This is a genomic window from Edaphobacter sp., assembly GCF_028283685.1.
GTDB lineage: Bacteria > Acidobacteriota > Terriglobia > Terriglobales > Acidobacteriaceae > Edaphobacter.
In genome coordinates, this window is sequence record NZ_JAPWKF010000007.1 from 410269 (window position 1) to 434178 (window position 23910).

A 23910-nucleotide genomic window follows, 5' to 3' on the forward strand; every position below is an offset into this window, starting at 1 on the left:
ACACACTTTGACCTGCGTTGACTGGACTGAGGGGCGTGCATAGGATGGCAGAAGGTCTTCACACGCAGGGAGGCCGTCTCTCCCTATGAGCAAACCGATCTTTTACGATCCGCAAAAAAAGCGTTGGAAGCGACTTCGGATCGTCTTCGACATTCTGGCCCTTTGCGGGCTGGTGATCGGCACCATCTTCCTGATCGGCCTGATGCGAATGCGGCCGCTGCCGGAGCTGCTGCTGGCCTCGCAGAAGAGGAACTATCGCACGCTGGCCAACCAGCAGCTGACGAAGCAGCAGAAGCTGAGGCGGTCGGCGCATCGGAAGACGGATACGAAGCCTTCGGACGTTCCGCTGAACTCGGGCGAGGGCCTGCGCGCGGCGTACTACGTCGAGGATGACCCGGCGAGCTTCTCGTCGCTGCGTCAGCATATCTCGCAGATCGACATCCTGTTCCCGGAGTGGCTGCACGTCGTCTCGGCTGAAGGCAACCTGATGTCGTACAGCCTGGACAACCGGCCGTACCGCGTGGTGAACAACAAAACGATTGCGCCGGTGGATCGCGACAGCAAGGTGGCTTCGACGATTGCGTTGAACCATGTGAATCTCGATGTGCTTCCGCTGGTGAATAACTACGATCCGGTGCAAGGCATGTTTCTGCCCGAGATAGGCCAGTTCCTTCTGAACGAGCAGGCACGGGCGAACTTCCGCAGGCAGGCGGACGCGTTCCTGGCGGCGAACCCGAGCTATCGCGGCCTGTCGATCGACTTCGAGGCGATTCCGACGGAGGCACAGCCGGGATTCAAGGCTCTGATGGCGGAGCTGTACGACGACTTTCATGCGCGTAACCTGCGGCTTTATATCAACGTGCCGGTGCATGACGACGACTTCGACCTGAAGTTCCTGGCCGACCACTCCGATGGGCTGATGCTGATGAACTACGACGAGCATGAGAGTGACTCGGAGCCGGGAGCGATCGCATCGCAGGACTGGTTCATCGACAACCTGAAGGCGGCGCTGAAGGTGGTTCCCAAGGAAAAGATCATCTGCGCGCTGGGCAGCTATGGATACGACTGGACGACCACGCTGCCGGCGCCGACGAAGAAGGGCAGGAAGGCCGCGCCGGGAAAGGTGATCTCTTCGGTGCCGCTTTCGACGCAGGAGGCGTGGCAGGCGGCGTATGACTCGGACTCACAGATCGACCTGGACGACGATACGCTGAATGTCCACTTCGCCTATGACGATGAGGATGCGCACGTTCGTCACAATGTCTGGTTCCTGGATGCGGTGACGGTGCTGAACCAGATGCGCGCGGCGCGTGAGCTGGGCATCCAGACGTATGCGCTGTGGCGTCTGGGGCAGGAAGACAACTCGTTGTGGAAGATCTGGGATTCGCCGATGCACGCGGACCCGAACAAGGATCTTGTGCATGTGGAGCCTGGGTATGACGTCGATACCGAGGGCGAGGGCGACATTCTTCGCGTGACGCGCAAGCCTCAGAACGGCGAGCGCGACGTGACGATGGACGATGACAAATCGATCCCGCAGCAGTACCGGATGGTGCTGCAGGAGTCGATGCACTCGTATCCGCTGTCGTACACGGTGACGCAGTATGGGTATCACCCGCGGAAGGTGGCGCTGTCGTTTGACGATGGGCCTGACCCGGAGTGGACGCCAAAGATCCTCGACATCCTGAAGAAGTACAACGTGAAGGGCGCGTTCTTCATGATCGGCGAGGAGGCCGAGAAGTACGTCGGCACGATGCAGCGGGTGTATCGCGAAGGGCACGAGATTGGAAACCACAGCTTTACGCATCCGGACATCGCCGCGATCTCGAATGCGCAGGTGGACCTGCAGCTGAACCTGACGGAGCGGCTGTTTGCGGCGAAGCTGGGTGTGCAGCCGCTGTACTTCCGTCCACCGTACTCGATTGACCAGGAGCCGGATACGAACGACCAGGCGGCACCGGTGGACCGTATCCAGGGACTTGGGTATGTGATTATCGGCGACAAGATCGACACCAACGACTGGGACGAGAATCCGCGCAAGACGCCGAAGGAGATTACCGACAGCGTCTTCGAGCAGTTCGCCATGATGGAGAAGAAGGCGTGGATGCGGGGCTCGATTATCCTGCTGCACGACGGCGGCGGAGACCGGACGGCGACGGTCGCGGCGCTGCCGGTGCTGATCGAGACGCTGCGCGCGAAGGGCTACGAGATTGTTCCGGTATCGGAGCTGGTGGGCAAGACGCGGGCCGAGGTGATGCCTGCCCTGACGCCGAAGCAGCGCTGGCAGGCGATGGTCGATTCGGTTGCCTTCTTCGTCTTCGGATTCTTCAACAACTTTGTGGTGGGCGTGTTCTTTGTCGGGGACGTGCTGATGAGCGGACGGCTGATCATCATCGGCGTGTGCGCGGTGATCGATCGTCTGCGTACACGCAAGAACTATGCCGGGCCGGAGTACGCTCCGCGGGTTGCGGTGCTGATTCCGGCGTACAACGAAGAGAAGGTCATCGTGCGGACGATCCGCTCGGTGATGATGTCGAACTACAAGAACATTCGCATCATCGTGATCGACGACGGATCGACGGACAGGACGCTGGAGGTTGCGCGCGAGGCGTATCCGGCGGAGATCGCTTCGGGAAGAGTGACGATTCTAACCAAGCCGAACGGCGGCAAGGCGGAGGCGCTGAACTTTGCGCTGGAGCATACGGATGAGGAGATCTACGTCGGCATCGACGCGGATGGCGTGATTGCGCACGATGCGATCACGCGCCTGGTACCGCACTTCGCGAATCCGAAGATCGGCGCGGTGGCGGGCAATGCGAAGGTGGGCAACCGCGTGAACCTGTGGACGCGGTGGCAGGCGCTGGAGTACATCACGAGCCAGAACTTCGAGCGTCGCGCGCTGGATCTGTTCGACGTGGTGATGGTGGTGCCGGGCGCGATCGGCGCGTGGCGTACCTCTGCCGTACATGCAGGCAAGGGCTACCACCCGGACACGGTGGCCGAAGATGCCGACCTGACGATGAATATTCTGGAGCAGGGTTACTCGGTGATCTACGAGGACCAGGCGCTGGCGTTTACCGAGGCGCCGGAGAACATGAACGGGCTGATGCGGCAGCGGTTCCGCTGGTCGTTCGGCATTCTGCAGGCGGTGTTCAAACATCGCGGCGCGATCAGGAAGCACAGGGCAATGGGGCTGTTTGCGCTGCCGAATATTGTGATCTTCCAGATCCTGCTACCGCTGGTGTCGCCGCTGATCGACCTGATGTTTGTGGCAGGCGTGATCGGCTACTTTATCGACAAGCACTTCCATCCAGAGTCGGCTTCGGCGGACAGCTTTCACAAGCTGCTGATCTTCTTCGCGGCGTTCCTGGTGATCGACTTCCTGACCTCGACGCTGGCGTTTGCACTGGAGAGGAAGCATCCGGCGAGCCGTGGGGATGCGTGGCTGCTGGTGCATATCTGGATTCAGCGGTTCACGTATCGGCAGGTGTTTTCGATTGTGCTGTTCAAGACGCTGAAGCGGGCGATCGACGGCAAGCCGTTCAGCTGGGACAAGCTGGAGCGCACGGCGCAGATGTCGAAGCAGACGGAGGCTCTTACGGAGCAGCGGTAGGCTTGGCGGAGAGTTTGTCGGAGAAGCGGATTCCTTCGCTGCGCTGCGGAATGACAACAAAAAGACTGCTAAAAAATAAAGGCAGCCGCGAATCGAACTCGCGGCTGCCTTTTATTTGCTTTGGGCTAATCGCCGTAGTAGTCGAGGCCTAAGTGGGTGATGAGGTCTTCGCCCATGACGTGGCGGAGGGTGTTTTTGAGCTTCATGTTCTGAATGAAGAGGTCATGCTCGGGGTAGACGCCGGGAGCGGCGTCGGGATCCTTGAAGTAGAAGCTGAGCCACTCCTGGATGCCGAGACCGCGCAGCGAGGGCGTACGGGCGGCGAGGTCCATGAAGAGGACGAGATCGAGCGCGAGCGGTGCGGCGAGGATGGAGTCGCGGCAGAGGAAGTCGACCTTGATCTGCATGGGATAACCGAGCCAACCGAAGATGTCGATGTTGTCCCAGCCTTCCTTGTTGTCGCCGCGGGGCGGGTAATAGTTGATGCGGACCTTGTGGTAGATGTCCTTGTAGAGCGCGGGGTGCAGGTCGGGCTGGAAGATGTGTTCGAGGACGCCGAGCTTGGAGACTTCCTTGGTCTTGAAGGAGTCGGGGTCGTCGAGGACCTCGCCGTCGCGGTTGCCGAGGATGTTGGTGGAGTACCAGCCGGAGACGCCGAGGTTGCGCACCTTGAAGGCGGGGGCGAGGACGGTCTTGATGAAGGTCTGCCCGGTCTTGAAGTCCTTGCCTGCGATGGGGGCGTTCATCTTGCGGGAGAGCTCGTTGAGCGCGGGGATGTCGACGGTGAGGTTGGGCGCGCCGTTGATGAAGGGGATGCCCTCCTTGAGCGCGGCCCAGGCGTAGAGCATGGAGGGCGTGATGGCCGGGTCGTCGTCGACGAGGCCTTTTTCAAAGGCTGCGAGCGTCTGATGGACGGGCGCCTGCTCCATGAAGATCTCGGTGGAGCCGCACCAGATCATGACCTGGCGGTCGGTTCGGGTCTTGAACTCGGCGATGTCGTTGCGGATCTGGTTGGCGAGATCGCACTTGTTCTTGCCGACCTTGACCTTCTTTCCTTCGAGGCGCTTGACGTAGTGCTGGTCGAAGGCGGCGGGCATGGGCTCGATGGATTCGAGGAAGGGGCGCATCTGCTCCAGCTGATCGCGGTCGAGAACCTGCGCGGTCTTGGCGGCGTCGTAGAGATTGCCGCCGAAGATGTCCCAGCCGGTGAAGACGAGATCGTCGAGGGAGGCGATGGGGGCGAAGTCCTTGATGAGCGGAGAGCGGCCTTCGTTGCGCTTGCCGAGGCGGATGGTTCCCATCTGCGAGGTGGAGCCGATGGGGAGAGCGAAGCCGCGGCGCACGGCTTCGACGCCGGCGATCAGCGTGGTGGCGACGGCTCCCATGCCGGGGATCATGACGCCTAATTTTCCTGTGGCTGGCTTGATGGAGGTTGCCGCTGGCCTGGCTGCGGCGGATTCGTTCGACATGCTGGGTGAGACCCTTCCCTGTTGCAATTTTCCGTGGCCACGGAAGTTGCAGTATGAAAGAGCGTTGAAGGGCGATGCAAACAAAGTGCCCGTTTTTACAGGCGTAAACGGTAAAGGAGGGTTAGCGGTTACGTGTTTATGGCCGTTCGTCGTGGATATTGAATGTGTTGCACTTCAGTGATGGACGAGGTGAAAGCCTTCGTCTTTGTGGGGTAGCTCGAAGTACTTTGCGATGGCATAGAAGTCTTCATCGGTCGTCTCGGCGAAGAAGAGACCTTCGGGCTTTTCGTGATTGCGGCGGTGCAGATTTTCGAGGCAGGCGGCCTCGGACAGAGAGAGGACGTGCAGAGCGTGCGGGGCCTCCGCCGTTTCGAAGAGGGATCGCACCCAGGCGCGTTCGCGGGCTGTATTGCCGGCGAAGTCGAGGACGACGGAGCTTCCGGTGCGCAGCGTGTCGATGAGGAGTGGGCCCATGACGGCGCGGCAGCGGCGGGACCACTTGAGGTAGTCGTCGAAGGAGCGGATGCCGTCGCTCAACTTCGACAACCACACGTCTTCGCAGAAGAGAACGGCCGGGGTGGAGGCTGCGATCTGGCGCGCGAGGGTTGTCTTGCCGGATGCGAGTCTTCCGCAGATGAAGTGCAGCGTTCCTGCCATGGACGGCCTGCTATGAGGTTAGACGGCTTCGACCTTCACGCGGTTCTTCCAGTGGGTGTAGACGAACCAGGCGATGAAGGCGACGAGGACCAGCTCCACGCCGAGGTGGAAGCGGTGGAAGATCTCCTTGAAGCGCGGATCGGATTCCCAACGATCGCCGAGCTTCATGCCGACGTAGGCGAGGATGTAGCACCAGGGCCAGGAGCCGAGAAAGGTATAGGTATGGAAGCGCAGCTGCGGCATCTTCGCGATACCGGCAGGCAGGGCGATGAAGGTGCGCACGACCGGAAGCAGGCGGGCGACGAGGACGGTGATACCGCCGAAGCGCTGAAAGAAGTGTTCGGTGCGGTCGAGGTCGTGGCGGCTGAGCAGAACGTAGCGGCCGAAGCGCTCGACGGCGGGGCGGCCTCCCCATGCACCGAGCCAGTAGGCGGGGATAGAGCCGAGGTTGCAGCCGATGGCCCCCGCAGTGGCGACCCAGAAGAGCTTCAGCTGACCGGTGTGCACCAGGTAGCCGGCGAAGGGCATGATGATCTCGGACGGCAGAGGGATGCAGGCGGACTCGATGCCCATGAGCAGGGCGACGCCGACGTAACCACCGGCAGAGATAACCGCAATAATGAAGCTGGCAAGGGCAGCAATGATCTTCTCGGACATGCAGCTTGAGTATAGCTGGCCCTCGCCGGAATGGCGGCAAGCGTGGAGAGCCCTGATGCGCTAGCATTAAAAGTGTTCAGGAGAGATCGATGTCAGAGAGTACTGTCGCCCCCGTTGCCCCGGCTTCCACCGCAACCACCCCTGCCACCGGACGTCCCGCGTCGAGCTATGGCGCAGCGCCGCATGACCCGTCGAAGCCGCCGGTGAAGCGGCAGATCGTCTGCTTCAGCTTCTATAAAGTGATGCCGGAGTGGCGACGCCTGCCTGCCGAGGAGCGCGAGGCTCATAAGAAAGCCTTTGCCGCGGTGCTGGCGAAGTGGAACAAGCCAGGCGAGTTTCTGTCGCTGACCTACTCGACGACGGGTACGCGCGGCGATGTGGATATGTGCGTGTGGTCGATCGGCTATGGGGTGGATGAGCTGAACGAGATGCGCAGCGAGCTGATGTCGACGCCGCTGGCCGGCTACCTGACGACGCCGCATAACTTCCTGGCGATGACGAAGCGGTCGCAGTACCAGATCGACCGTCCGGATGAGAGCGAGAGCGAGGGACGCGGCGCGATCCGTCCCGGCGGCCAGAAGTACATCTTCATCTACCCGTTCTGGAAGACGCGGCCGTGGTACCTGCTGTCGATGGAAGAGCGCAAGCGGTTGATGGACGAGCATATCCGCGTGGGGCTGGCGTATCCGCGCGTGAAGCTGAATACGACGTACTCGTTCGGCCTGGATGACCAGGAGTTTGTGGTGGCGTTCGAGACGAACTTCCCGGAGGACTTCCTCGACCTGGTGCAGCAGCTGCGCGAGACCGAGGCCAGCCTGTATACGCTGAAGGACTTCCCGATCTTCAGCTGCGTACGGCTTTCGCCGGAAGAGATGCTGAACCGGCTGGGATAGATGGCGACGGCAAAGCGTGCGGGAAAGACGGCAGCGAAGAAGGGCGGACCGAAGAGGAATCCGCTCGACCCCGCACGCGTGGCCGCAATCTTGGACATTCTGGCAAGGACGTATCCCGGCGTGGTGTGCGCGCTGACGCATCGCAATGCCTGGGAGCTGACGGTGGCGACGATTTTGTCGGCTCAGTGCACCGACGTTCGCGTGAATATCGTGACGCCCGCGCTGTTCAAGACGTTTCCGACGCCGAAGGCGATGGCAGCGGCTTCCCTGCCCGAGATCGAAGAGCTGATCCGGACGACGGGTTTTTTTCGCAACAAGGCGAAGTCGATTAAGGGTGCGGCGGAGCTGGTGGTGCGGGAGTTCGGCGGGAAGATTCCACAGACGATGGAGGAGATTCTTCGTCTGCCAGGCGTGGCGCGCAAGACGGGAAACGTGGTGCTGGGGTCGTGGTACGGCATCGCCGTGGGTGTGGTGGTGGACACGCACGTGATGCGGCTTTCGCGGCGGCTGGAGCTGACGAAGGAGACGTCGCCGGAGAAGATCGAGCGCGATTTGATGAAGATTCTGCCGCAGGACCGGTGGATTAACTTCTCACATGAGCTGATTCATCATGGGCGTCAGGTGTGCGTGGCGCGGAAGCCCCGGTGCGTGGACTGCACGCTGGAGACGCTTTGTTATTCGGCCGATAAGACGTGGAGCTCGCACCCGGCTTGAGCTTGCAGCTTGGTGGCTGCGGGTTTGTGGCTGGGAGGCGTTGGCGGTAGAGAAGCAGGTTCCTCCACTTCGCTTCGCTTCGGTCGGAATGACAATTTTGTGGGAATGCTTAGCGCGGTCGCTCGGAACGACAATCTTGTGGAGGTGCTGAGTGCGGCCGGAGCGGGATGGCAGCTTTGTGGAGGTGCTGAGTGCGGTCGAGCGGGATGGCAGCCTGTCTAATTCTTCAAAATTTATTAGGTGTGTGTCGCTGCTACGTTGAAGCGAAGTGCTGCCTGATGGCTTCGATGAGGGCGGGGATGGTGGCTTCTTCGGCTTCGATGGTGGGGCTGTAGCCTAGTTCGCGGATGGCGGCGGTGGTGACGGGGCCGATGGATGCCAGCGCGATGGTGCGCGGCAGGGCGAGGTTGGCGGTTTCCAGAAGGGCGATGAGGGAGCGGGCCGTGGAGGCGCTGGTCAGCGTGATGGCGTCCGGGTAAAGCTCTGGCGCGGAGAAGAGATCGCGGACGGCGGGGATGGAAGACGCCGGCACCTGGTTGCGGTAGGCGGGAGCGATGGTGAGGTGGGCTCCGGTTAACGCTTCGGGGAGGACGTCGCGGGCCTCTTCGGCCCGGATGAGCAGCATGCGCTTCCCTGCTGCGTGAGGCGCAAGCGCTTCGGCGAAGGATTCGGCGACGTAGCGTGGCGGGAGAAGATCGACCCTGAGGCCGAGGGCTTCGATGGCTTTCGCGGTGGCGGGGCCGATGGCAGCGATCTGTTTTGGCAGCAGGGATGGATTGCGGCGGGCGGCGAAGACGTCGACGGCGTTGGCGCTGGTGAAGAGCAGCCAGTCGAAGGTGTCGAGGGCTGCGAGCGAGCGATCGAGGGTGATGTAGCTGGCGGGCGGCGCGATCTCGATGGCGGGGATGGCGATGGGGGTCGCGCCCAGGGCGGCGAGTTGCCCGGCGAGTACGGAGGACTGGCGGCGGGTGCGCGTGATGAGGATGCGTTTGCCGTCGAGGGAGGACATCGTCTCCTGATTTTATGACGCCTTGATTTTATAAAGCGAAGACAAGAGAGCCTTCGCCGTGGGGTCTATCTTGCGGCGAAGGCTCTCTTGTTGATTCTTCCTGCGTGATTATTCCTGCGTGTGGCGCGGGGGCTGTGTCTTCCGCACTTTTTTGACCGGGGGCGCGGCTGAGGGCGGGAGCGCCTCGCCGTTGTCGCCGTTGATGGGCGTGTACTGGCCGGGGGTCTCGATGACGGCGCGCATCCAGTAGTTGCCTTCGCTGTCGCCCTCGATGCCGTGGACCTCGCGCTCGAAGCCGGGAAAGCGCTTGCCGAAGGCCTCGGTGGCGAGGATGAGGCGGATGACGGGGCTCTCGGGACCGCCGAGCCGCTCGCCGGGCATGCACATGGGGATGCCGGGAGGATACGGGACCAGCATGACGGCGCCGATGCGTCCGGGCATCTGGGTGAAGCGGATCTTCTCGGTCTCGTTGCGGAGGAGCTTCTGGTAGGTCTCGGACGGCGTGAGGACGGGGTCGAAGTCCTCGTCGCAGGCATCGCCGACGAGCGTGGGCAGGTTGAGCTCGACCATGGCGGCGTGCATCTCGTCGGAGAGCTCCTTGAGCGTGGAGTTGCGGTAGCGCTGCGGATACTTGGCGACCAGCTCGGGGAGCGCCTCTTCGAGGGGAGCCTCGCTGTCGTAGAGACGCTTGAACTCGAAGAGATTCTCGAGCAGCGAGCCCCACTTGCCCTTGGAGGTTCCGACGGAGAAGAGGACGAGGACGGTGTAGTCGCCGGTGCGGGCGATCTCGACGCGGCGGGAGTCGAGAAATTCGGTGAGGATGGCGGCGGGAATGCCCCAGTCACTGACCTTGCCCTGGGCGTTGACGCCCGGCATGAGGATGGTGACCTTGGTGGGGTCGAGCATGCAGTAGCCGTCGGCGATATCGTCGTCCTGAAAGCCGTGCCAGTCCTCGCCGGGCTTGAGCGTCCAGCAGTTGGGATTGGCGCTGAGCAGCTCGTCCGGAGCCTCTTCGAAGACGAAGGTCTCGTTGGAGTTGGGATCGGTGACCTGGTCGGGCTGGAAGAGACGGAAGAACCAGCCGTCGCCGTTTTCAGCAGCGCGCAGGCGGTGTGCGACCGAGCTCATGGCCTTGCGGAAGCTGATGGCGTCCTGGATGCACTCGTACATCAGGGTGGGGCCGGTGGGCTCGTCCATCATGGCCGCGGCGACGTCGAGCGAGGCGATGAGCGGGTAGAAGGGCGAGGTGGTGCCGTGCATCATGAACGACTCGTTGAACTGGTCGAACTCAAGCGGAGCGCGGGGGCTGAGCTTGATGTGCACCATGGAGCCCATGGAGAAGGCGGCGAGCATCTTGTGCGTGGACTGCACGGAGAAGATGGTGGGACGCTCGGGCATGTCGTCGGGGACGTCCATGGCGAAGCGACCGCGGTAGATCTTGTGGAACTTGGCGTAGGCGTACCAGGCCTCGTCGAAGTGGACGCGGGGGACGGACTTGGAGAGCTCTTCGACGACGCGGTTCACGTCGTAGCAGAGGCCGTCGTAGGTGGAGTTGGTGACGACGGCGTAGGTGGGGTTCTGATCTTCGACGCCCTTGGTGAGCGGGCTGCGATCGATGAGGCCGCGGATGAACTCCGGCGCGAAGCGCTTGAGCGGCACGAGGCCGATCATGCCGTAGCCGTTGCGCGTGGGCTTCATGTAGACGGGCCGGGCGCCGGTGACGGTGAGCGAGTGACAGATGGACTTGTGACAGTTGGCATCGGCGAGGACGATGTCGTCCTGAGCGATGACGCCGTGGCCGATGATCTGGTTCGAGGTGGAGGAGCCTCCGAGGACGTAGAAGGTCCAGTCGGCGCCGAAGATGCGGGCGGCGTTGCGCTCGGATTCTCCTGGAGGCCCGAGGTGGTCGAGCCAGGAGCCGAGCTGCGCGGTGGAGATGCCGAGGTCGGAGCGGAGGAGATTCTCGCCGAAGAAGCGCTGGAACTCCATGCCGATGGGGTGCTTGAGGTAGGCGACGCCGCCCATGTGGCCGGGCGCGTCCCAGGAGTAGGCTCCCTGGTCGGTGTACTTCTTGAGCTCGCGGAAGTAGGGGGGCAGCAGCTGCTCGTGGTAGCGCTCGACGGCGAAGTCGACGCGGTTGGCGATGAAGGCCGGTGTGTCGCCGAAGAGATGGATGTACTCGTGGACCTGCTTGACGACTTCGAGGGGAAGCTCGGAGACGAGGGTTCGGTCGGCGATGAGGAAGATCGGGATCTTCTTGCTGCGATGACGGACGGAGCGCAGAACCTTGAGAGCGGCGCGCTCGTCGAACTGGCCCTCGCCTTCGAGATCCCAGTCGAGGAGGATGGCGGAGTAGGAGGGATCGCTGGTGACGAGCGAGACGCCATCTTCGGGCGTGGAGGTGCGAATCACCTGATAGCCCTCCTCGCGGATCGCCTCGACGAGACGTTCCATGGCGCGGTCCGAGACGGAATCGGTACCGCCAACTTCACTCGCAATCAAAAGTACCCAACGACCTTCGTTCATTCCACCTCACAGCAATACGATTAAGCAGTTTATAGCGATTTGACGCACGACAAGATGAACGGTGGGGAGAATTCCCTATCCGTTTTGATGAAGCGTGGGTTACATGATGGAGGGGGAGAGCAGATCGAGCGCTCCCCTGATTTTGAGCTCGTCGGCGACAGTGCTGCCGAGGGTCTCGGCGTCGGTCGAGAGCGGGAATTCGCGATCGAACTGCACCATGGTCTCTCCGTCGGAGGCGATGACCTGGGCGAAGATACGCCACTTCTCGTACTCCGGCACGCAGTGGACGCCGATGGGAAGTGAGCAGCCTCCGCCGAGGGCATCGAGGGCGATGCGTTCGGCTTCGACGCAGAAGCGGGTCTCGAGATGATCGAGCGGCTGGAGGGCCTGTCGGACGGCGCGATCGCGGCACTCGTCGATGGGATGCGAGGCGCTGCGGGTCTCGATGGCAAGCGCTCCCTGACCGGGTGCGGGACAGAGCTCGAGCGGCGAGAAGCGGTGGTGGACCCACTCGGTGCGGCCGAGACGGTCGAGGCCGGCGGCGGCGAGTACGAGGGCGTCGCAGACTCCGCCAGCGAGTTTATTGAGGCGGGTGTCGATGTTGCCGCGCGTCTCGACGAATTCGATGTCGGGGCGGAGGGCCCAGAGCTGTGCCTTGCGGCGGGGGCTGGTGGTGCCGACCTTGCCGCCGAAAGGAAGCGTGTGCAGCGACCAGAAGGGCTCGCAGACCCAGGCGTCGCGGGCGTCGGCGCGGCGCGGGATGGCGGTCAGGGTGAAGCGCGAGGCGAGCTGCGTGGGCAGGTCCTTGAGGGAGTGCACGGCGAGGTCGATGCGGCCTTCGGCGAGCGCCTCCTCGATCTCCTTGATGAAGATGCCCTTGCCGTCGACGTCGGGGGGCGGCACGAAGCCGGGCTGCTGCATGCGGTCGCCGGTGGTGCGGATGATCTCGATCTCGGCTTCGTAGCCGGAGGCGCGCAGTTCAGCCTGAACGAAGTTTGCCTGCCAGAGGGCAAGCTGGGAGCCGCGCGACCCGATGCGAATGGGAGAGGAGAGATTAACGGAAGAGCTCATAGATCCTGTCTCTCTAGGATACGGGAAGCGGCGTTGGATTTGTTGGAGGCAGGGGTTACGGGCAGGCGGTTAAATGACTCACCCGGCAGCCATGACCGGCTGCCGGGTGAGAAGAGTTCCAGATGCGGAGGTTAAGGTTCCAGATGCGGAGGTGAGGCTTAGCGGTGTCCGCCGCCACCACCGCCACCGCCGTGGAAGCCACCGCCGCCACCGCCCATCATGCCGCCGCCACGGAAGCCGCCGCCGCCAGCCGTTCTGTTCTGGAAGGCCGCAGCCGCGGGGTTGCCGCGATAACCGGCTGCGCCGCCACGATATCCGTAGCCACCACGATAACCGTAGCCGCCACGGAAGCCGCCGTAGTAACCACCGTAGATGGGTCCGCCGCCGTAGAGGTAGTAGGGCGAGTAGAAGCCAAAGCCATAGGGGTTCCACCAGAGGCCATTGCCGGGGAGCCAGGTATAGCCGTAGCCGCCTCCAGCCCAGTACCAGCCGGGATTGAAGCCGGAGTAACCGGCGTAGGAAGAGGCCAGCTGCAGGTTGGCTTCGCCGAGGTACTGCGAGCGCAGGCTGCCCCAGTTGTAGAGATCGTCCTTGGCCTGGTTCTTGTCGAACTTGACCGGCTGCAGGGTGTCACCAGCGAGGACCAGACGGCGCCCGCCCTTGACCTGGACCGGCTTCACATTGGTCGTGAGGTCGGAGCCGGGGTAGACGTTGGCCTGTCCGTCGAAGGTGCTGACCGAGGAACTCGAGGCATCGAAGGCGTAGAGACCCTTCTTCATGATCTGCGCCTGTCCGTTGGGCAGATCGATAAGGATACGGTTCTGGTTGTAGAGCTCGTCGACTTCGAGGTTGGCTCGTCCCTGCTCGAGGCGAACCTCGGTGTGGGTCAGATTCGGGGAGATCATCTGCACGGTGCTGTTGGAGCCGATGCGCAGAAAGATTCCGGGGGTCAGCAGGATCTCCGCCTTACCGGTGGTGGTGGAGAGAGACTGGCCCGCTGCGAGCGTCTTGCCGGTCTCGGCACCTGCGTTGAGGGTGCGACCGTCGAGGACGGACTGTCCTTCGGTGTAGTTGAGGGTGCCTGGCCGCGCTGAGACCGTGGCCTGAGATGTCTGCTGGGCAAGACCGGCTACGGAAAGAGTCGCCAGGGCAACAAATGTGATGATTTTCGACCTTGGCATCTTGGTACCTCTCATTAGGTTTAGATGCAGTCAGGGATGAAATGTCACACGTTAAATGCAAGTGGGCCAACGAGATAGCCGATTATCAGAACGCAACTTTCTGGAAAAACGCGGGTTGCAGAGGGAGAACCCTTTATTTCCATCACCCTCGACGCAAACCGACGCTGCAGCTCCTGAATCAGCTTTTGGAGCCGTTGCGGCTGCGTGGCTGGCCAAGGTAGAGAGCTTCGAGCTCAGCGAGAGCCTGAGCATCGCCGTCGCGGGCGGCCTCACGCAGGGCGGTCATGGGGGGGTGCAGGAACTTGTTGGTGAGGGAGCGGGTGAGGGCCTCGACGGCGGCCTGCTGCTCGGCGGTGAGGCCGGCAAGCTTACTGGCGCTGCGGCGCAGCTCGGCCTGACGGAGGTTCTCGGCGTGCTCCTGGAGACCGCGGATGGCGGAGGCGGCGTCGAGCGACTGCACGCGCTGCTGATATTTTTCCACCTCGCGGGTGACGATGGTCTCGGCGGCGGCGGCCTCGCGGCTGCGATCGGCGAGGTTGGCGACGGCAACCTGCTGGAGATCGTCGATGTCGTAGACGAAGCAGCCTTCGACCTCGTTCATGCGGGGATCGACGTCGCGGGGGACGGCGATGTCGATGAAGAACATGGGCCGGTTGCGGCGGGAGTGCAGGAAGTGCTGGCCGTGGGAGCGGCCGAAGAGCTTCTGCGGCGCTCCGGTGGAGGTGATGACGATGTCGGCGCGGGCAGCCTGATCGTAGAGCGCGTCGAAGGGGACGACCTGGCCGTTGAACTGTGCGGCCATCTTCTCGGCTCGCTCGGCGGTGCGGTTGGCGACGAGGATGTTGGAGGCGCCGTGCTGCATGAGGTGACGCGCGGCGAGCTCGGACATCTTGCCGGCGCCGACGAGCAGAACGGTCTTGCCGTCGAGGGTGTTGAAGATCTTCCGGGCGAGATCGACGGCGACCGAGGCGATGGAGACGGAGCTGGAACCGATCTGGGTCTCGGAGCGGACCTTTTTGGCAACGGTGAAGGCGCGCTGGATGAGGGCGTCGAGCGAGCTGGCGACGGCACCGACCTCGCGGGCGACGGAGTAGGACTCCTTGACCTGGCCGAGGATCTGCGGCTCGCCGACGACCATGGAGTCGAGCGAGCTGGCGACGCGGAAGAGGTGCCGGACGGCCTCGCCTTCGCGGTACTCGTAGAGATGCGGCGTGAGGGTGGCGGGCGCGAGGGAGAAGTACTCGTGCAGGAAGCGCAGGAGCTCGGCGTTGCTGTTGGGGTCGGCGTTCTCCTGCACGGTGAGCAGCTCGACGCGGTTGCAGGTGGAGAGGATGAGGCCTTCGCGGATGCCGGGCTGGTGGATGAGGGTGCGGGTGGCGTCGGCGAGGCGGCCTGCGGGGATGGCGAGGCGCTCACGCACCTCGATGGGCGCGGTGTTGTGGTTGATGCCGAGGAGCACGAGATTGAAGGTCTGGCTCATGGCGTCGTAAACCTGTGCACGGCGGAGAACTGATTAGCCGACCAGACGGCCAGCACCACGAAGAAGACAAAGGCCGAGAGGTAGATGGCGCGGCGTCCGCGAAGGCCGGAGTGGCGGCGGATATAGATCATGCCGACGTAGGCCAGCCACATGGCGAAGGAGAGGAGCACCTTGGGATCGAGAAAGTAGCTGGGGCCGATGGTCTGCTGGGCGATGAGCGAGCCGATGAAGAGACCGGCGGTCATGCAGGGCAGGCCGAAGAGCAGCGACTTGAGCGCGATCTGGTCGGTGGTCTCAAGCGGCGGAAGCCACTCGGCGCTGGGGCGCGTGTGCTTGGACTTGAGGTTGCGCTCCTGGATGAGGTAGAGCACGGAGGCCAGCAGCGAGAGCAGAAGGGCGGCGTAGGCGGCCAGCAGCAGAGCGACGTGGAGGAAGATCCAGCCGGTGTGGAACTGCGGAAAGGGCATGCTCTCCTGCCCGGGGCGAAAGGCGGGGATCAGGCAGAGCAGAAAGCAGATAGGCAGCACGAAGATGCCGAGCGAGACGGTGCGGTAGCGCCAGTACACGATGACGAAGGCACAGGCGAGCAGGAGGCCGAGCAGGGCCTGGGTCTCGTGGGTATCGACGGGAAGGCTGTGATGGGCGGCGTTGAGCATCTCGGCGAGCGAGACGAAGTGGAACAGCAAAGCCGCAATGGTGGCGGGCACCGCGATGTGCCGCCAGCGGGGGCGTTCGTACAGCGCAGCAGGCAGTACCGCCAATGCGGCGATACCGTAGAGAAGCACTGCGACCCTGAGCCAGAGTAGAGACATGAAGTGTTCGTTCATCGGCCCAGTTGCGCCGAAACTTCAGTATACCGTCTGGGCCCGGGCGGCTGTGTGCGATGTACGGTATTCTGCGGTTCTGCGATGGCAACAGAGACAACAAATTTAAGCCCGGAGCTGGCCGCTCTTTCACCGGCGATGCGGCAGTACCGGATCGCCAAGGATACCTACCCCGATTCCCTGCTCTTCTTCCGGATGGGCGACTTCTACGAGCTGTTCTTCGAGGACGCCGTGGTGGCATCGCGGGAGCTGCAACTGACGCTGACGGCCCGCGACAAGGCCAGGAGCGTGCCGATGTGCGGCGTTCCTTACCACGCGGCGGAGACCTACCTGCAGCGGCTGCTGCGCAAGGGCTTCCGCGTGGCCATCTGCGAGCAGATGGAGGACCCGAAGCTGGCCAAGGGTGTGGTGAAGCGCGAGGTGACCCGCGTATTCACGCCGGGGACGGCGATCGACCCGACGCTGGGCGCGGAACAGAGCAATTACCTGGCAAGCGTTTCTGTTACAGGGACGGGCGCGGGGACGGTGTTCGGAATGGCGCTGCTGGATCTTTCGACGGGCGAGTTTCGCGCGACGGAGTTTGCGGGAGCGGCGGCACGGGCACAGCTGGCCGATGAGCTGGGGCGGATGCGGCCGGTGGAGCTGGTCTTTGGCGCGGGTGGATCGCTGTTTGCGGCGCAGAGCGGCTCGCTGGGACTGGAGAAGAAGCGCGAGGACGAGGATGAGTCGGCGTGGCTGAACGGGATTCGCACGAAGACGCCGCTGGATGAGTGGGTGTTTTCGTCAGACCATGCGCTGCCCCTGCTGCAGCGGCACTTTCGTGTGCACTCGCTGGACGGGCTGGGGCTGAGCGGACGGGATACGGCGGCGATTGCGGCCGGGGCGCTGCTGCACTATATGCAGGCGACCAAGCAGGGCGGTCTGGAGCATGTGGACGCGCTGCGGTTCTACGAGCGCTCGTCGTGCCTGGAGCTGGATGCGGTGAGCGTGCGCAACCTGGAGCTGGTGGAGCCGCTGTTCTCGGGCGAGACGACGCAGACGACGCTGTTTTATACGCTCGATGCGTGCTGCACACCGATGGGTAAGCGGCTGTTGCGGGCGACCCTGCTGCGGCCTTCGAGCGAGATCGCAGAGATTGAAGCTCGGCTGGATGCAGTGGCCGAGGCGGTGAGCGACCTGCAGCGCCGCGAGACGGTACGGCGGGCGATGGATGGCATCCTCGACCTGGAGAGATTGCTGGCGCGGGTGGCGCTGGATTCAGCGGGCCCCCGCGAGGTGATGGCGGTGGCGGCGACGCTGGGCTGCCTGCCTCGGCTGCTGGAGGCGACGCTACGGTTTACGGCAGCGCGATGGGTGGCGCTGTGCCAGGGATTCGATCCGCTGGTGGATCTGCATGGGGTGATCACCTCGACGATCGCCGACGAGCCGCCGGTCTCATTTGCCGACGGCGGCGTGATTCGCGCGGGCGTGGATGCGGAGCTGGATGAGCTGCGCGAGCTGAGCCGCAGCGGACGGCAGGCGCTCGCTGCGATCGAGGAACGCGAGCGCGAGCGGACGGGCATCACGTCGCTGAAGGTGCGGTTCAACAATGTCTTCGGCTACTACATCGAGGTGACGAAGGCGAACGCAAAGGCAGTGCCTGCGGACTATGAACGCAAGCAGACGCTGGTGAACGCGGAACGCTTCACGACGCCGGAGCTGAAGGAGTACGAGACGAAGATCCTGACGGCGCAGGAGCGTTCGAGCGAGATCGAACGCCGCCTGTTTGCCGCGCTGCGACGGCAGCTGCTGGATGCGGCGGGCCGGATGCGCGAGACGGCGCGGCGGGTGGCGGAGATCGACATGCTGAGCTGCTTCGCTCACATGGCGACGCTGTATGGATGGACGCGGCCGGCGGTGGAGTCGAGCGGCGTGCTGGAGTTTATCGGCGCACGGCACCCGGTGGTGGAACGAAGGCTGGAGGAGTCGGGCAGCGGGCGGTTTGTGCCGAACTCGGTGTACCTGGATGCGGATGCGGGGCCATCGATCCTGCTGATTACCGGGCCGAACATGGGCGGTAAGAGCACGTACCTGCGGCAGACGGCGCTGCTGGTGATCATGGCGCAGTGTGGCTGTTTCGTTCCCGCGGAACAGATGCGGGTGGGACTGGTGGATCGCATCTACACGCGCATCGGCGCCAGCGACAATGTCGCTCGTGGGCGCTCGACGTTCATGGTGGAGATGACGGAGACGGCGGCGATTCTGAATACCGCCACCAACCGTTCGCTGGTGCTGCTGGATGAGATGGGGCGCGGTACGGCGACGTACGACGGCCTCTCGCTGGCGTGGGCGACGGTGGAGCATCTGCATGAACGCATCGGCGCGCGCACGCTGTTTGCGACGCACTATCACGAGCTGACGCTGCTGGCCGATCGGCTGGAGCGGCTGAAGAACCTGCGCGTGACGGTAAAGGAGACGGCGAGCGGCATCGTCTTTCTGCACTCCGTGGAGGCAGGACCGGCGAACAAGAGCTACGGTATCGAGGTGGCGCGGCTGGCGGGTCTGCCGCAGGCGGTGATCTCGCGGGCACGCGAGGTGCTGAAGCTGCATGAGCGCGCGGAGAGCCAGCAGGTGGCGCAGGCGGGAGCGGAGTACGTGGCTCCGATGCAGATGACGATGTTTACGCCGCTGTCGCAGAGAATCGTAGACCGCGTGGCCGAGGTGGATGTGGATGGCCTGACGCCGCGTGAGGCGCTGAACCTGCTGGCGGAGCTGCAACGGGAGCTGAAGGGATGACCAAAGCTAAGGCGATGATCGTTGCAGGTGTGATGAGCGGCACTTCGGCTGACGGCGTGGATGTCGCGCTGTGCCGCATCGCGGAGGGCACGGATGGAGTTCAGGGCTCGCCGAAGGTGAAGCTGCTGGGGATGTCGAGCATGGCGTATCCCAAGCCTCTGCGTGAGGCGGTGCTGGCGGCGATGGATGCGAAGTCGATTGCGGCGGCGGAGCTTTCGCGGCTGCACTGGCGGCTGGGCGAGGTCTACGCGGACGCGGTGGCGAAGGCTCAGGTGGAGCATGGCGTCAAAGCGCAGCTGGTGGGCTGTCATGGGCAGACGATCTATCACCAGGGTGCGGCGACGAAGTACCTGGGCAGACCGGTACGGGCGACGTGGCAGATCGGCGAGGCGTCGGTGATTGCGGAGCGGCTGCGGGTGACGGTGGTGAGCGACTTTCGTCCTGCCGATCTTGCGGCTGGCGGACAGGGCGCGCCGCTGGTGCCGATGCTGGATTATGTGCTGTTTCGCTCGGCGAAGATGAGCCGCGTGCTGCAGAACCTGGGTGGCATCGCGAATATGACGTCGATCCCGGCGGGAGCGACTGCTGAGACGGTGATGGCGTTCGATTCGGGACCGGCGAATGTGGTGATCGACAGCGTGATGCTGAAGCTGTTCGGCAAAACCTATGACCGTAATGGAGCGACGGCGAAGCGCGGCAGGCCGGTGGCAGCGGTGATTGAGCGGCTGAAGCAGGATGCGTATTTTGTGGCCGCCCCGCCGAAGAGCTGTGGACGCGAGGAGTTTGCCGGGGAGTATATCGAACGCTTTATGGCGCTGTGCCTGAAGGCGCGGGCGAGCGATGCGGACATTGTGGCGACGGCGACGGCGCTGACCTCGGAGACCATCCTGGAGGCGTATCGCAGCTTTGTGTGGCCGCACCTGGGTCAGCTGGCTCCAATGGCACGCGGCGTGGAGTACATCGTTGCCGGGGGCGGAGCGAAGAATGCGCTGCTGATGAAGCAGCTGCGTGCGGGGCTGGAGCCGTTGGGGGTGACGGTACGCACGATGGATGAGCTGGGGATTCCCGCGCAGGCAAAGGAAGGCATGGCCTTCGCGCTGATGGCATGGCTGACGGCGCATGGCAGACCGGGAAATATTCCGAGCGCTACGGGGGCTTCGCGGCCGGTGGTGCTGGGCAAGGTCACGCACGCATGAGGCGTCTGCTGCGTGCCATGAGCGTGGCTACGGCTGTGGCGATGTTGCTTCCGATGGCGGGATGCCGGGGGAAGGCAGCCGATCCGCGAACGGTGGTGATGATCATCGAGAGCAGCCCGAACAATCTCGACCTGCGACAGGGGACGGATGCGCAATCGGAGCGCGTGGGCGGAGTGATCTTCGACGGGCTGGTGACGAAGGACGAGCACTACAAGCTGAAGCCGTGGCTGGCGACCGCGTGGGAACAGACCGATCCGCTGACGCTGGTGATTCATCTGCGCGATGGAGTGCAGTTTCAGGATGGGCGTCCGATGGAGGCCGAGGATGTGGCGTGGACGATCCGCAGCATGGTGGACGGCACGCTGATCACGGCCAAGGGCGGGGCGTTTGCCAGCGTGGATCGCGTGGATGTGCGCGATCGGCTGACACTGGTGGTTCATCTGAAGCATCCGGATGCGGGATTGCTGTTCAACATGAGCAATGGGCTGTTCGGCGTGGTGCCGCGCGGCGCGGGGCGCGACTTCGGGCTGCATCCGGTGGGGACGGGGCCGTTTGCGTTTGTGAGTGCGGTGCAGGATAAAGAAGTGATCGTGCGGCGTAACGAGCACTACTGGGCAGGAGCGCCGAAGATCGACGGCGTGCGCTTCACGGTGGTGCCGGACGCGATCACGAGCGCACTGGAGCTGCGCAAGGGCGCGGCCGACCTGGCCAGCAACGTGGTGACGCTGGACATGATTCATACGCTGAAGCAGGCGCCGAACCTGGGCGTGGCTTCGGGCGAGAGCTCGGTGGTGGTGTACACGAACTTCAACGTCAACGATGCGACGCTGAAGGATCGTCGCGTGCGTCAGGCGATTGCGTGCGCGATCGACAGGAAGGCCATCATCGATGCGATCTGGCGTGGCGAGGCCAAGCCTGCGGAGACGCTGCTGCCCGCAGGGCACTGGGCTGCAGCGGATGATGCATCGATGGCGCAGTATCCACATGATGTGGAGCGGGCGGAGCGTCTGCTGGAGGAGGCGGGTTATCGTCGCGGTGCGGACGGCGTTCGCCTGACGATCACGATGAAGACTTCGACCGATGAGACCACACGGCTGATGGCGATGGTGATGCAGCAGCAGCTGCGAGCGGCGGGCATACGGCTGGAGCTACGGTCGGCGGAGTTTGGAACGTTCTATGCGGACGTAACGCGCGGTGCGTTCCAGATGTATGCTCTGCGCTGGATCGGGTCGAACGAAGATCCGGACATCTTTCGCTACACCTACGGCAGCGCGGCGTTTCCGCCGAAGGGAGCCAATCGAGGACGCTACTCCAATCCGCGGGTGGATGCTCTGCTGACGGCGGCCGCAGCGGAGACGGATGAGGCGAAGCGGCGGCAGGACTACGTCGAGGTGCAGAAGATTCTCGCCGTCGACCTGCCGGGGATTCCGCTGTGGTATCCGAACAATGAGGTGGTCTACTCACGCCGGATTGCGGGCGTGCAGCCTGAGGCTTCGGGGACGTTCAGCTACCTGCGAACCATCACGATCCAGTAGACACGCCCTCGTTACGAGGTAGCGCTCCACTCGGCCTTTTCGGCTTCGGTGAGTGGGAGGGGCAGAACGCGGCCCTCCTGTCCGGAGCGGAAGGAGGTTTCGAGGATGGCCATGGTGGTGATGGCGTCGCGCGCGGTGACGGGCAGACCAGAGCCGTGAAGGATGGCATCGCGAACAGCCTCGTAGTAGCCCTTCTGATTGCCGCGCGGTGAGGGAATCTCGCGGCGCTCGCCGGTAGCTCCGTCGTAGATATAGCAGGGCGTGGGGTCGATGCCGAAGGCGGGATCGCGCGGCGACATGCCGGACTTGAGCTGATCTTCCTGCACGTCCTGGCCGTATTTAGCCCAGCTTGCGGTGGTGCCATGCATCAGCGCGCGCGGCATGCCTCCGGAGGAGAGAAGCGTGGCGTTGAGGACGATGCGCATGTGTGGATAGAGGAGCTGGATGTGGGCCCAGTCGTCGGTCTGTGCGCCATCGCGGAGGCCGGCGAAGCTGCCATGCACGGCATCGGGCAGACCGAAGAGGTAGAGCGAGAGATCGATGAGGTGCGGACCGAGATCGAACCAGAGACCGGCACCGGGGCCGGGGTCTTCGCGCCAGCGGCGGCGTACGTTGGGGCGGAAGCGGTCCATGTGGCACTCGAAGTGGGTGACGCGGCCGAGTTCGCCGGAGTCGAGGATCTGTTTCGCGGCGAGGATCTCGCTCTCCCAGCGGCGATTGTGGAAGACGGAGAGGAGCCGGCCCTGCTGCTGGGCGATGCTGCGCAGAGAGCGTGCCTCTTCGAGGGTGACGGTGAAGGGCTTGTCGATGACGACATCTTTGCCTGCGAGCAATGCGGCTTTGGCGAGCGGATAGTGGCTGTCGTTGGGTGTGGCGATGACGACGAGATCGACGTCGGGATGCGTGGGCACCTCGTCAGCAGCGCAGAAGATGCTGGAGGGGAAGACGGAGCGCAGCTCTTCGCCTTTGCTGGAGCCGACGACGGTGATAGGCATGTTGTCGACGGCGAGGATGGATGGCGCGTGGAAGGTCTTTCCCGCGTAGCCGTAACCGATCAATCCAACCCGTACACTGCCTGCCTGCTTTGCCTCTGACGTTGCCATGAAACTCCTGTTGCAGCGCGATGGTTTCGCGCGTGCCGAGACATCAGTTTATCGTCAGCGGCAGAATGACTTCTATTGCGCCCTAACTGGCGCGCAACGTTGAAAGCAGCAAGGCTGTGAGTGGTCCCCTTCTCTGCCCTGCGATGATGGTGTATCGCAGGGTGTGGGTTCGACGAGTGGTCCACGCTTCCATTTCCTCGGTTCCCTACGGAGTGCAGTGTCGCGGGACAGGGGCAGGCAAAATCGACGACCCGCTAAAGGTTGCCTGCCTGCGACGAGGAGAATGCGGCGGTTCCTGCAGAGCTACTGCCAATGGTTCAGCGATTGGATTTTCGCTGCACGCGCAGGTATGGAGAAGGCAAGAAAAGAAGCGAAAAAGAACGGGATTTCTGCATGGAAGAGCTCTGCGATTGACCATATCTACTTGCAAGCCTTAGGATTTTGGCCATGAAACGAAGAGACTTTGTGAAGGGTCTTGCGGTGGCCACGGTTACTGCCGGCGCGGCAGCGGGACAACAGTCCGGGTCGCAGGCGCAGAACCCGCCGCCTGCTCCGAACGCGACAGACCAGGGAACGATGGCCGTGCAACCATCGGCGGCATCCAGCAGTCGTGCCAGGTCACGCGTAGAAGAGATGGCGCATTTTCACACGCCGAATATCCCTGTCACGCAGCCGGATCTTCTTGCGACGACGGACGCGCGGTACTTTACGGCGGTCCGTTACGCGACGCTGGTTCACCTGTGCGAGATTCTGATGCCGGCAGGAGATGACGTTCCCAGCGCCATCAAGGCGGGGACGCCAGAGTTTCTGGATTTTTATATCGGAGCCTCGCCGGCCGATCAGCAGGCGATGTACAACGACGGTCTCGACCGGTTGAACGCCGATTGCCTGAAACAGTGCAGCGTTCCGTTTGCGAAGGCGGATGCGAAGCAGGCGGACTCAGTGATTCGACCTCACCTGCGGGGGTGGATGAACGATCATCCGCCACGGGAGGGGCACGTTCGCTTTATCAACCTGGCTCATCGCGATATTCGCACGGCGACCATCAACTCCCCTGCATGGGCGATCGCAGCGGAGGCATCTGGTGAGCGCACACCTGGAGTGGGACTGTACTGGCATCCTATCGACCCAGGAATCCAGACGTGGGTCAGCCATGCGGTTGAGCAAGCGACTCCAACGAACAAGCACAAGCACGCTTAAATAGATT

17 protein-coding genes are annotated in these 23910 nt (G+C 63.3%); 7 read left to right on the forward strand and 10 right to left on the reverse strand.

From position 1 onward, the window contains the following. The first annotated feature begins 85 nt into the window (after nt 1–85). On the forward strand, nt 86–3613 hold the full coding sequence (locus tag PW789_RS12510; protein ID WP_299376787.1) for a glycosyltransferase: 3528 nt from the start codon (nt 86–88) through the stop codon (nt 3611–3613). Nucleotides 3614–3738: 125 nt separating this feature from the next. Here PW789_RS12510 and PW789_RS12515 read toward each other — a convergent pair whose 3' ends face one another. The 3 genes from PW789_RS12515 to PW789_RS12525 all read right to left on the reverse strand — a co-directional run bounded on the left by PW789_RS12515 (nt 3739) and on the right by PW789_RS12525 (nt 6396). Further along, nucleotides 3739–5082: an inositol-3-phosphate synthase gene (locus PW789_RS12515; RefSeq protein WP_299376789.1), complete on the reverse strand. Its 1344-nt coding sequence runs from the start codon at nt 5080–5082 to the stop codon at nt 3739–3741. Between the two features lie 174 nt (nt 5083–5256). Then, nucleotides 5257–5739: an ATP-binding protein gene (locus PW789_RS12520; RefSeq protein ID WP_299376792.1), complete on the reverse strand. Its 483-nt coding sequence runs from the start codon at nt 5737–5739 to the stop codon at nt 5257–5259. An 18-nt stretch (nt 5740–5757) separates the two neighbouring features. Then, complete coding sequence (locus tag PW789_RS12525; protein ID WP_299376794.1) at nt 5758–6396, reverse strand: DedA family protein; 639 nt, start codon at nt 6394–6396, stop codon at nt 5758–5760. A gap of 89 nt (nt 6397–6485) precedes the next feature. On the opposite strand from PW789_RS12525, the gene PW789_RS12530 reads away from it, so the two are divergent. Next, a complete protein-coding gene (locus PW789_RS12530; protein ID WP_299376796.1) occupies nt 6486–7289 on the forward strand; it encodes a chlorite dismutase family protein in 804 nt (267 codons plus the stop codon). Beyond that, nucleotides 7290–8003 carry an endonuclease III gene (nth, locus tag PW789_RS12535; RefSeq protein WP_299376798.1) on the forward strand — a complete coding sequence of 238 codons (714 nt, stop codon included), beginning with the start codon at nt 7290–7292 and terminating at the stop codon, nt 8001–8003. It begins immediately after the preceding gene. A 253-nt stretch (nt 8004–8256) separates the two neighbouring features. Here the strand turns inward: nth and PW789_RS12540 are convergent, their stop codons facing one another. The 6 genes from PW789_RS12540 to ccsA form a co-directional block, all read right to left on the reverse strand. Continuing rightward, entirely contained in the window at nt 8257–9012 is a 756-nt protein-coding gene (locus tag PW789_RS12540; protein ID WP_299376801.1) for a uroporphyrinogen-III synthase, read from the reverse strand. 108 nt (nt 9013–9120) lie between these two features. Beyond that, nucleotides 9121–11538 (reverse strand): Orn/Lys/Arg decarboxylase N-terminal domain-containing protein, encoded by a 2418-nt coding sequence (locus tag PW789_RS12545; RefSeq protein WP_299376803.1) that lies wholly within the window; start codon nt 11536–11538, stop codon nt 9121–9123. Between the two features lie 99 nt (nt 11539–11637). Further along, nucleotides 11638–12609 carry a hydroxymethylbilane synthase gene (gene hemC / locus PW789_RS12550; RefSeq protein WP_299376805.1) on the reverse strand — a complete coding sequence of 324 codons (972 nt, stop codon included), beginning with the start codon at nt 12607–12609 and terminating at the stop codon, nt 11638–11640. A gap of 158 nt (nt 12610–12767) precedes the next feature. Continuing rightward, nucleotides 12768–13790 carry a FecR domain-containing protein gene (locus PW789_RS12555; protein ID WP_299376807.1) on the reverse strand — a complete coding sequence of 341 codons (1023 nt, stop codon included), beginning with the start codon at nt 13788–13790 and terminating at the stop codon, nt 12768–12770. Nucleotides 13791–13968: 178 nt separating this feature from the next. Next, a complete protein-coding gene (gene hemA, locus PW789_RS12560) occupies nt 13969–15270 on the reverse strand; it encodes a glutamyl-tRNA reductase (protein WP_299376809.1) in 1302 nt (433 codons plus the stop codon). After that, nucleotides 15267–16082, reverse strand: a complete 816-nt coding sequence (gene ccsA, locus PW789_RS12565; RefSeq protein WP_299376811.1) for a cytochrome c biogenesis protein CcsA — start codon at nt 16080–16082, stop codon at nt 15267–15269. The genes hemA and ccsA overlap by 4 nt, the downstream gene beginning before the upstream one ends. 96 nt (nt 16083–16178) lie before the next feature. Between ccsA and mutS the strand changes: the two genes are divergently transcribed. Genes mutS through PW789_RS12580 form a run of 3 tightly spaced genes read left to right on the forward strand, consistent with a single transcriptional unit; the run spans nt 16179 to nt 21600 of the window. Next, nucleotides 16179–18869 carry a DNA mismatch repair protein MutS gene (gene mutS / locus PW789_RS12570; protein WP_299376814.1) on the forward strand — a complete coding sequence of 897 codons (2691 nt, stop codon included), beginning with the start codon at nt 16179–16181 and terminating at the stop codon, nt 18867–18869. Then, nucleotides 18866–20065 (forward strand): anhydro-N-acetylmuramic acid kinase, encoded by a 1200-nt coding sequence (locus PW789_RS12575; protein ID WP_299376816.1) that lies wholly within the window; start codon nt 18866–18868, stop codon nt 20063–20065. Before mutS ends, PW789_RS12575 begins: the two co-directional genes overlap by 4 nt. After that, nucleotides 20062–21600: an ABC transporter substrate-binding protein gene (locus PW789_RS12580; RefSeq protein ID WP_299376818.1), complete on the forward strand. Its 1539-nt coding sequence runs from the start codon at nt 20062–20064 to the stop codon at nt 21598–21600. The genes PW789_RS12575 and PW789_RS12580 overlap by 4 nt, the downstream gene beginning before the upstream one ends. Nucleotides 21601–21611: 11 nt before the next feature. Here PW789_RS12580 and PW789_RS12585 read toward each other — a convergent pair whose 3' ends face one another. Further along, nucleotides 21612–22703 (reverse strand): oxidoreductase, encoded by a 1092-nt coding sequence (locus tag PW789_RS12585; protein WP_299376821.1) that lies wholly within the window; start codon nt 22701–22703, stop codon nt 21612–21614. Nucleotides 22704–23150: 447 nt separating this feature from the next. On the opposite strand from PW789_RS12585, the gene PW789_RS12590 reads away from it, so the two are divergent. After that, nucleotides 23151–23903 carry a gluconate 2-dehydrogenase subunit 3 family protein gene (locus PW789_RS12590; protein WP_299376825.1) on the forward strand — a complete coding sequence of 251 codons (753 nt, stop codon included), beginning with the start codon at nt 23151–23153 and terminating at the stop codon, nt 23901–23903. Nucleotides 23904–23910 lie beyond the last annotated feature (7 nt).

Coding starts and splice junctions, on each gene's coding strand:
- hemA (WP_299376809.1), bottom strand. CDS start 15,270: ATGAGCCAGACCTTCAATCTCGTGCTCCTCGGCATCAACCACAACACC.
- PW789_RS12575 (WP_299376816.1), top strand. CDS start 18,866: ATGACCAAAGCTAAGGCGATGATCGTTGCAGGTGTGATGAGCGGCACT.
- PW789_RS12580 (WP_299376818.1), top strand. CDS start 20,062: ATGAGGCGTCTGCTGCGTGCCATGAGCGTGGCTACGGCTGTGGCGATG.
- PW789_RS12510 (WP_299376787.1), top strand. CDS start 86: ATGAGCAAACCGATCTTTTACGATCCGCAAAAAAAGCGTTGGAAGCGA.
- PW789_RS12520 (WP_299376792.1), bottom strand. CDS start 5,739: ATGGCAGGAACGCTGCACTTCATCTGCGGAAGACTCGCATCCGGCAAG.
- PW789_RS12515 (WP_299376789.1), bottom strand. CDS start 5,082: ATGTCGAACGAATCCGCCGCAGCCAGGCCAGCGGCAACCTCCATCAAG.
- PW789_RS12590 (WP_299376825.1), top strand. CDS start 23,151: ATGAAACGAAGAGACTTTGTGAAGGGTCTTGCGGTGGCCACGGTTACT.
- PW789_RS12555 (WP_299376807.1), bottom strand. CDS start 13,790: ATGCCAAGGTCGAAAATCATCACATTTGTTGCCCTGGCGACTCTTTCC.
- PW789_RS12540 (WP_299376801.1), bottom strand. CDS start 9,012: ATGTCCTCCCTCGACGGCAAACGCATCCTCATCACGCGCACCCGCCGC.
- PW789_RS12585 (WP_299376821.1), bottom strand. CDS start 22,703: ATGGCAACGTCAGAGGCAAAGCAGGCAGGCAGTGTACGGGTTGGATTG.
- PW789_RS12545 (WP_299376803.1), bottom strand. CDS start 11,538: ATGAACGAAGGTCGTTGGGTACTTTTGATTGCGAGTGAAGTTGGCGGT.
- PW789_RS12525 (WP_299376794.1), bottom strand. CDS start 6,396: ATGTCCGAGAAGATCATTGCTGCCCTTGCCAGCTTCATTATTGCGGTT.
- mutS (WP_299376814.1), top strand. CDS start 16,179: ATGGCAACAGAGACAACAAATTTAAGCCCGGAGCTGGCCGCTCTTTCA.
- hemC (WP_299376805.1), bottom strand. CDS start 12,609: ATGAGCTCTTCCGTTAATCTCTCCTCTCCCATTCGCATCGGGTCGCGC.
- nth (WP_299376798.1), top strand. CDS start 7,290: ATGGCGACGGCAAAGCGTGCGGGAAAGACGGCAGCGAAGAAGGGCGGA.
- ccsA (WP_299376811.1), bottom strand. CDS start 16,082: ATGTCTCTACTCTGGCTCAGGGTCGCAGTGCTTCTCTACGGTATCGCC.
- PW789_RS12530 (WP_299376796.1), top strand. CDS start 6,486: ATGTCAGAGAGTACTGTCGCCCCCGTTGCCCCGGCTTCCACCGCAACC.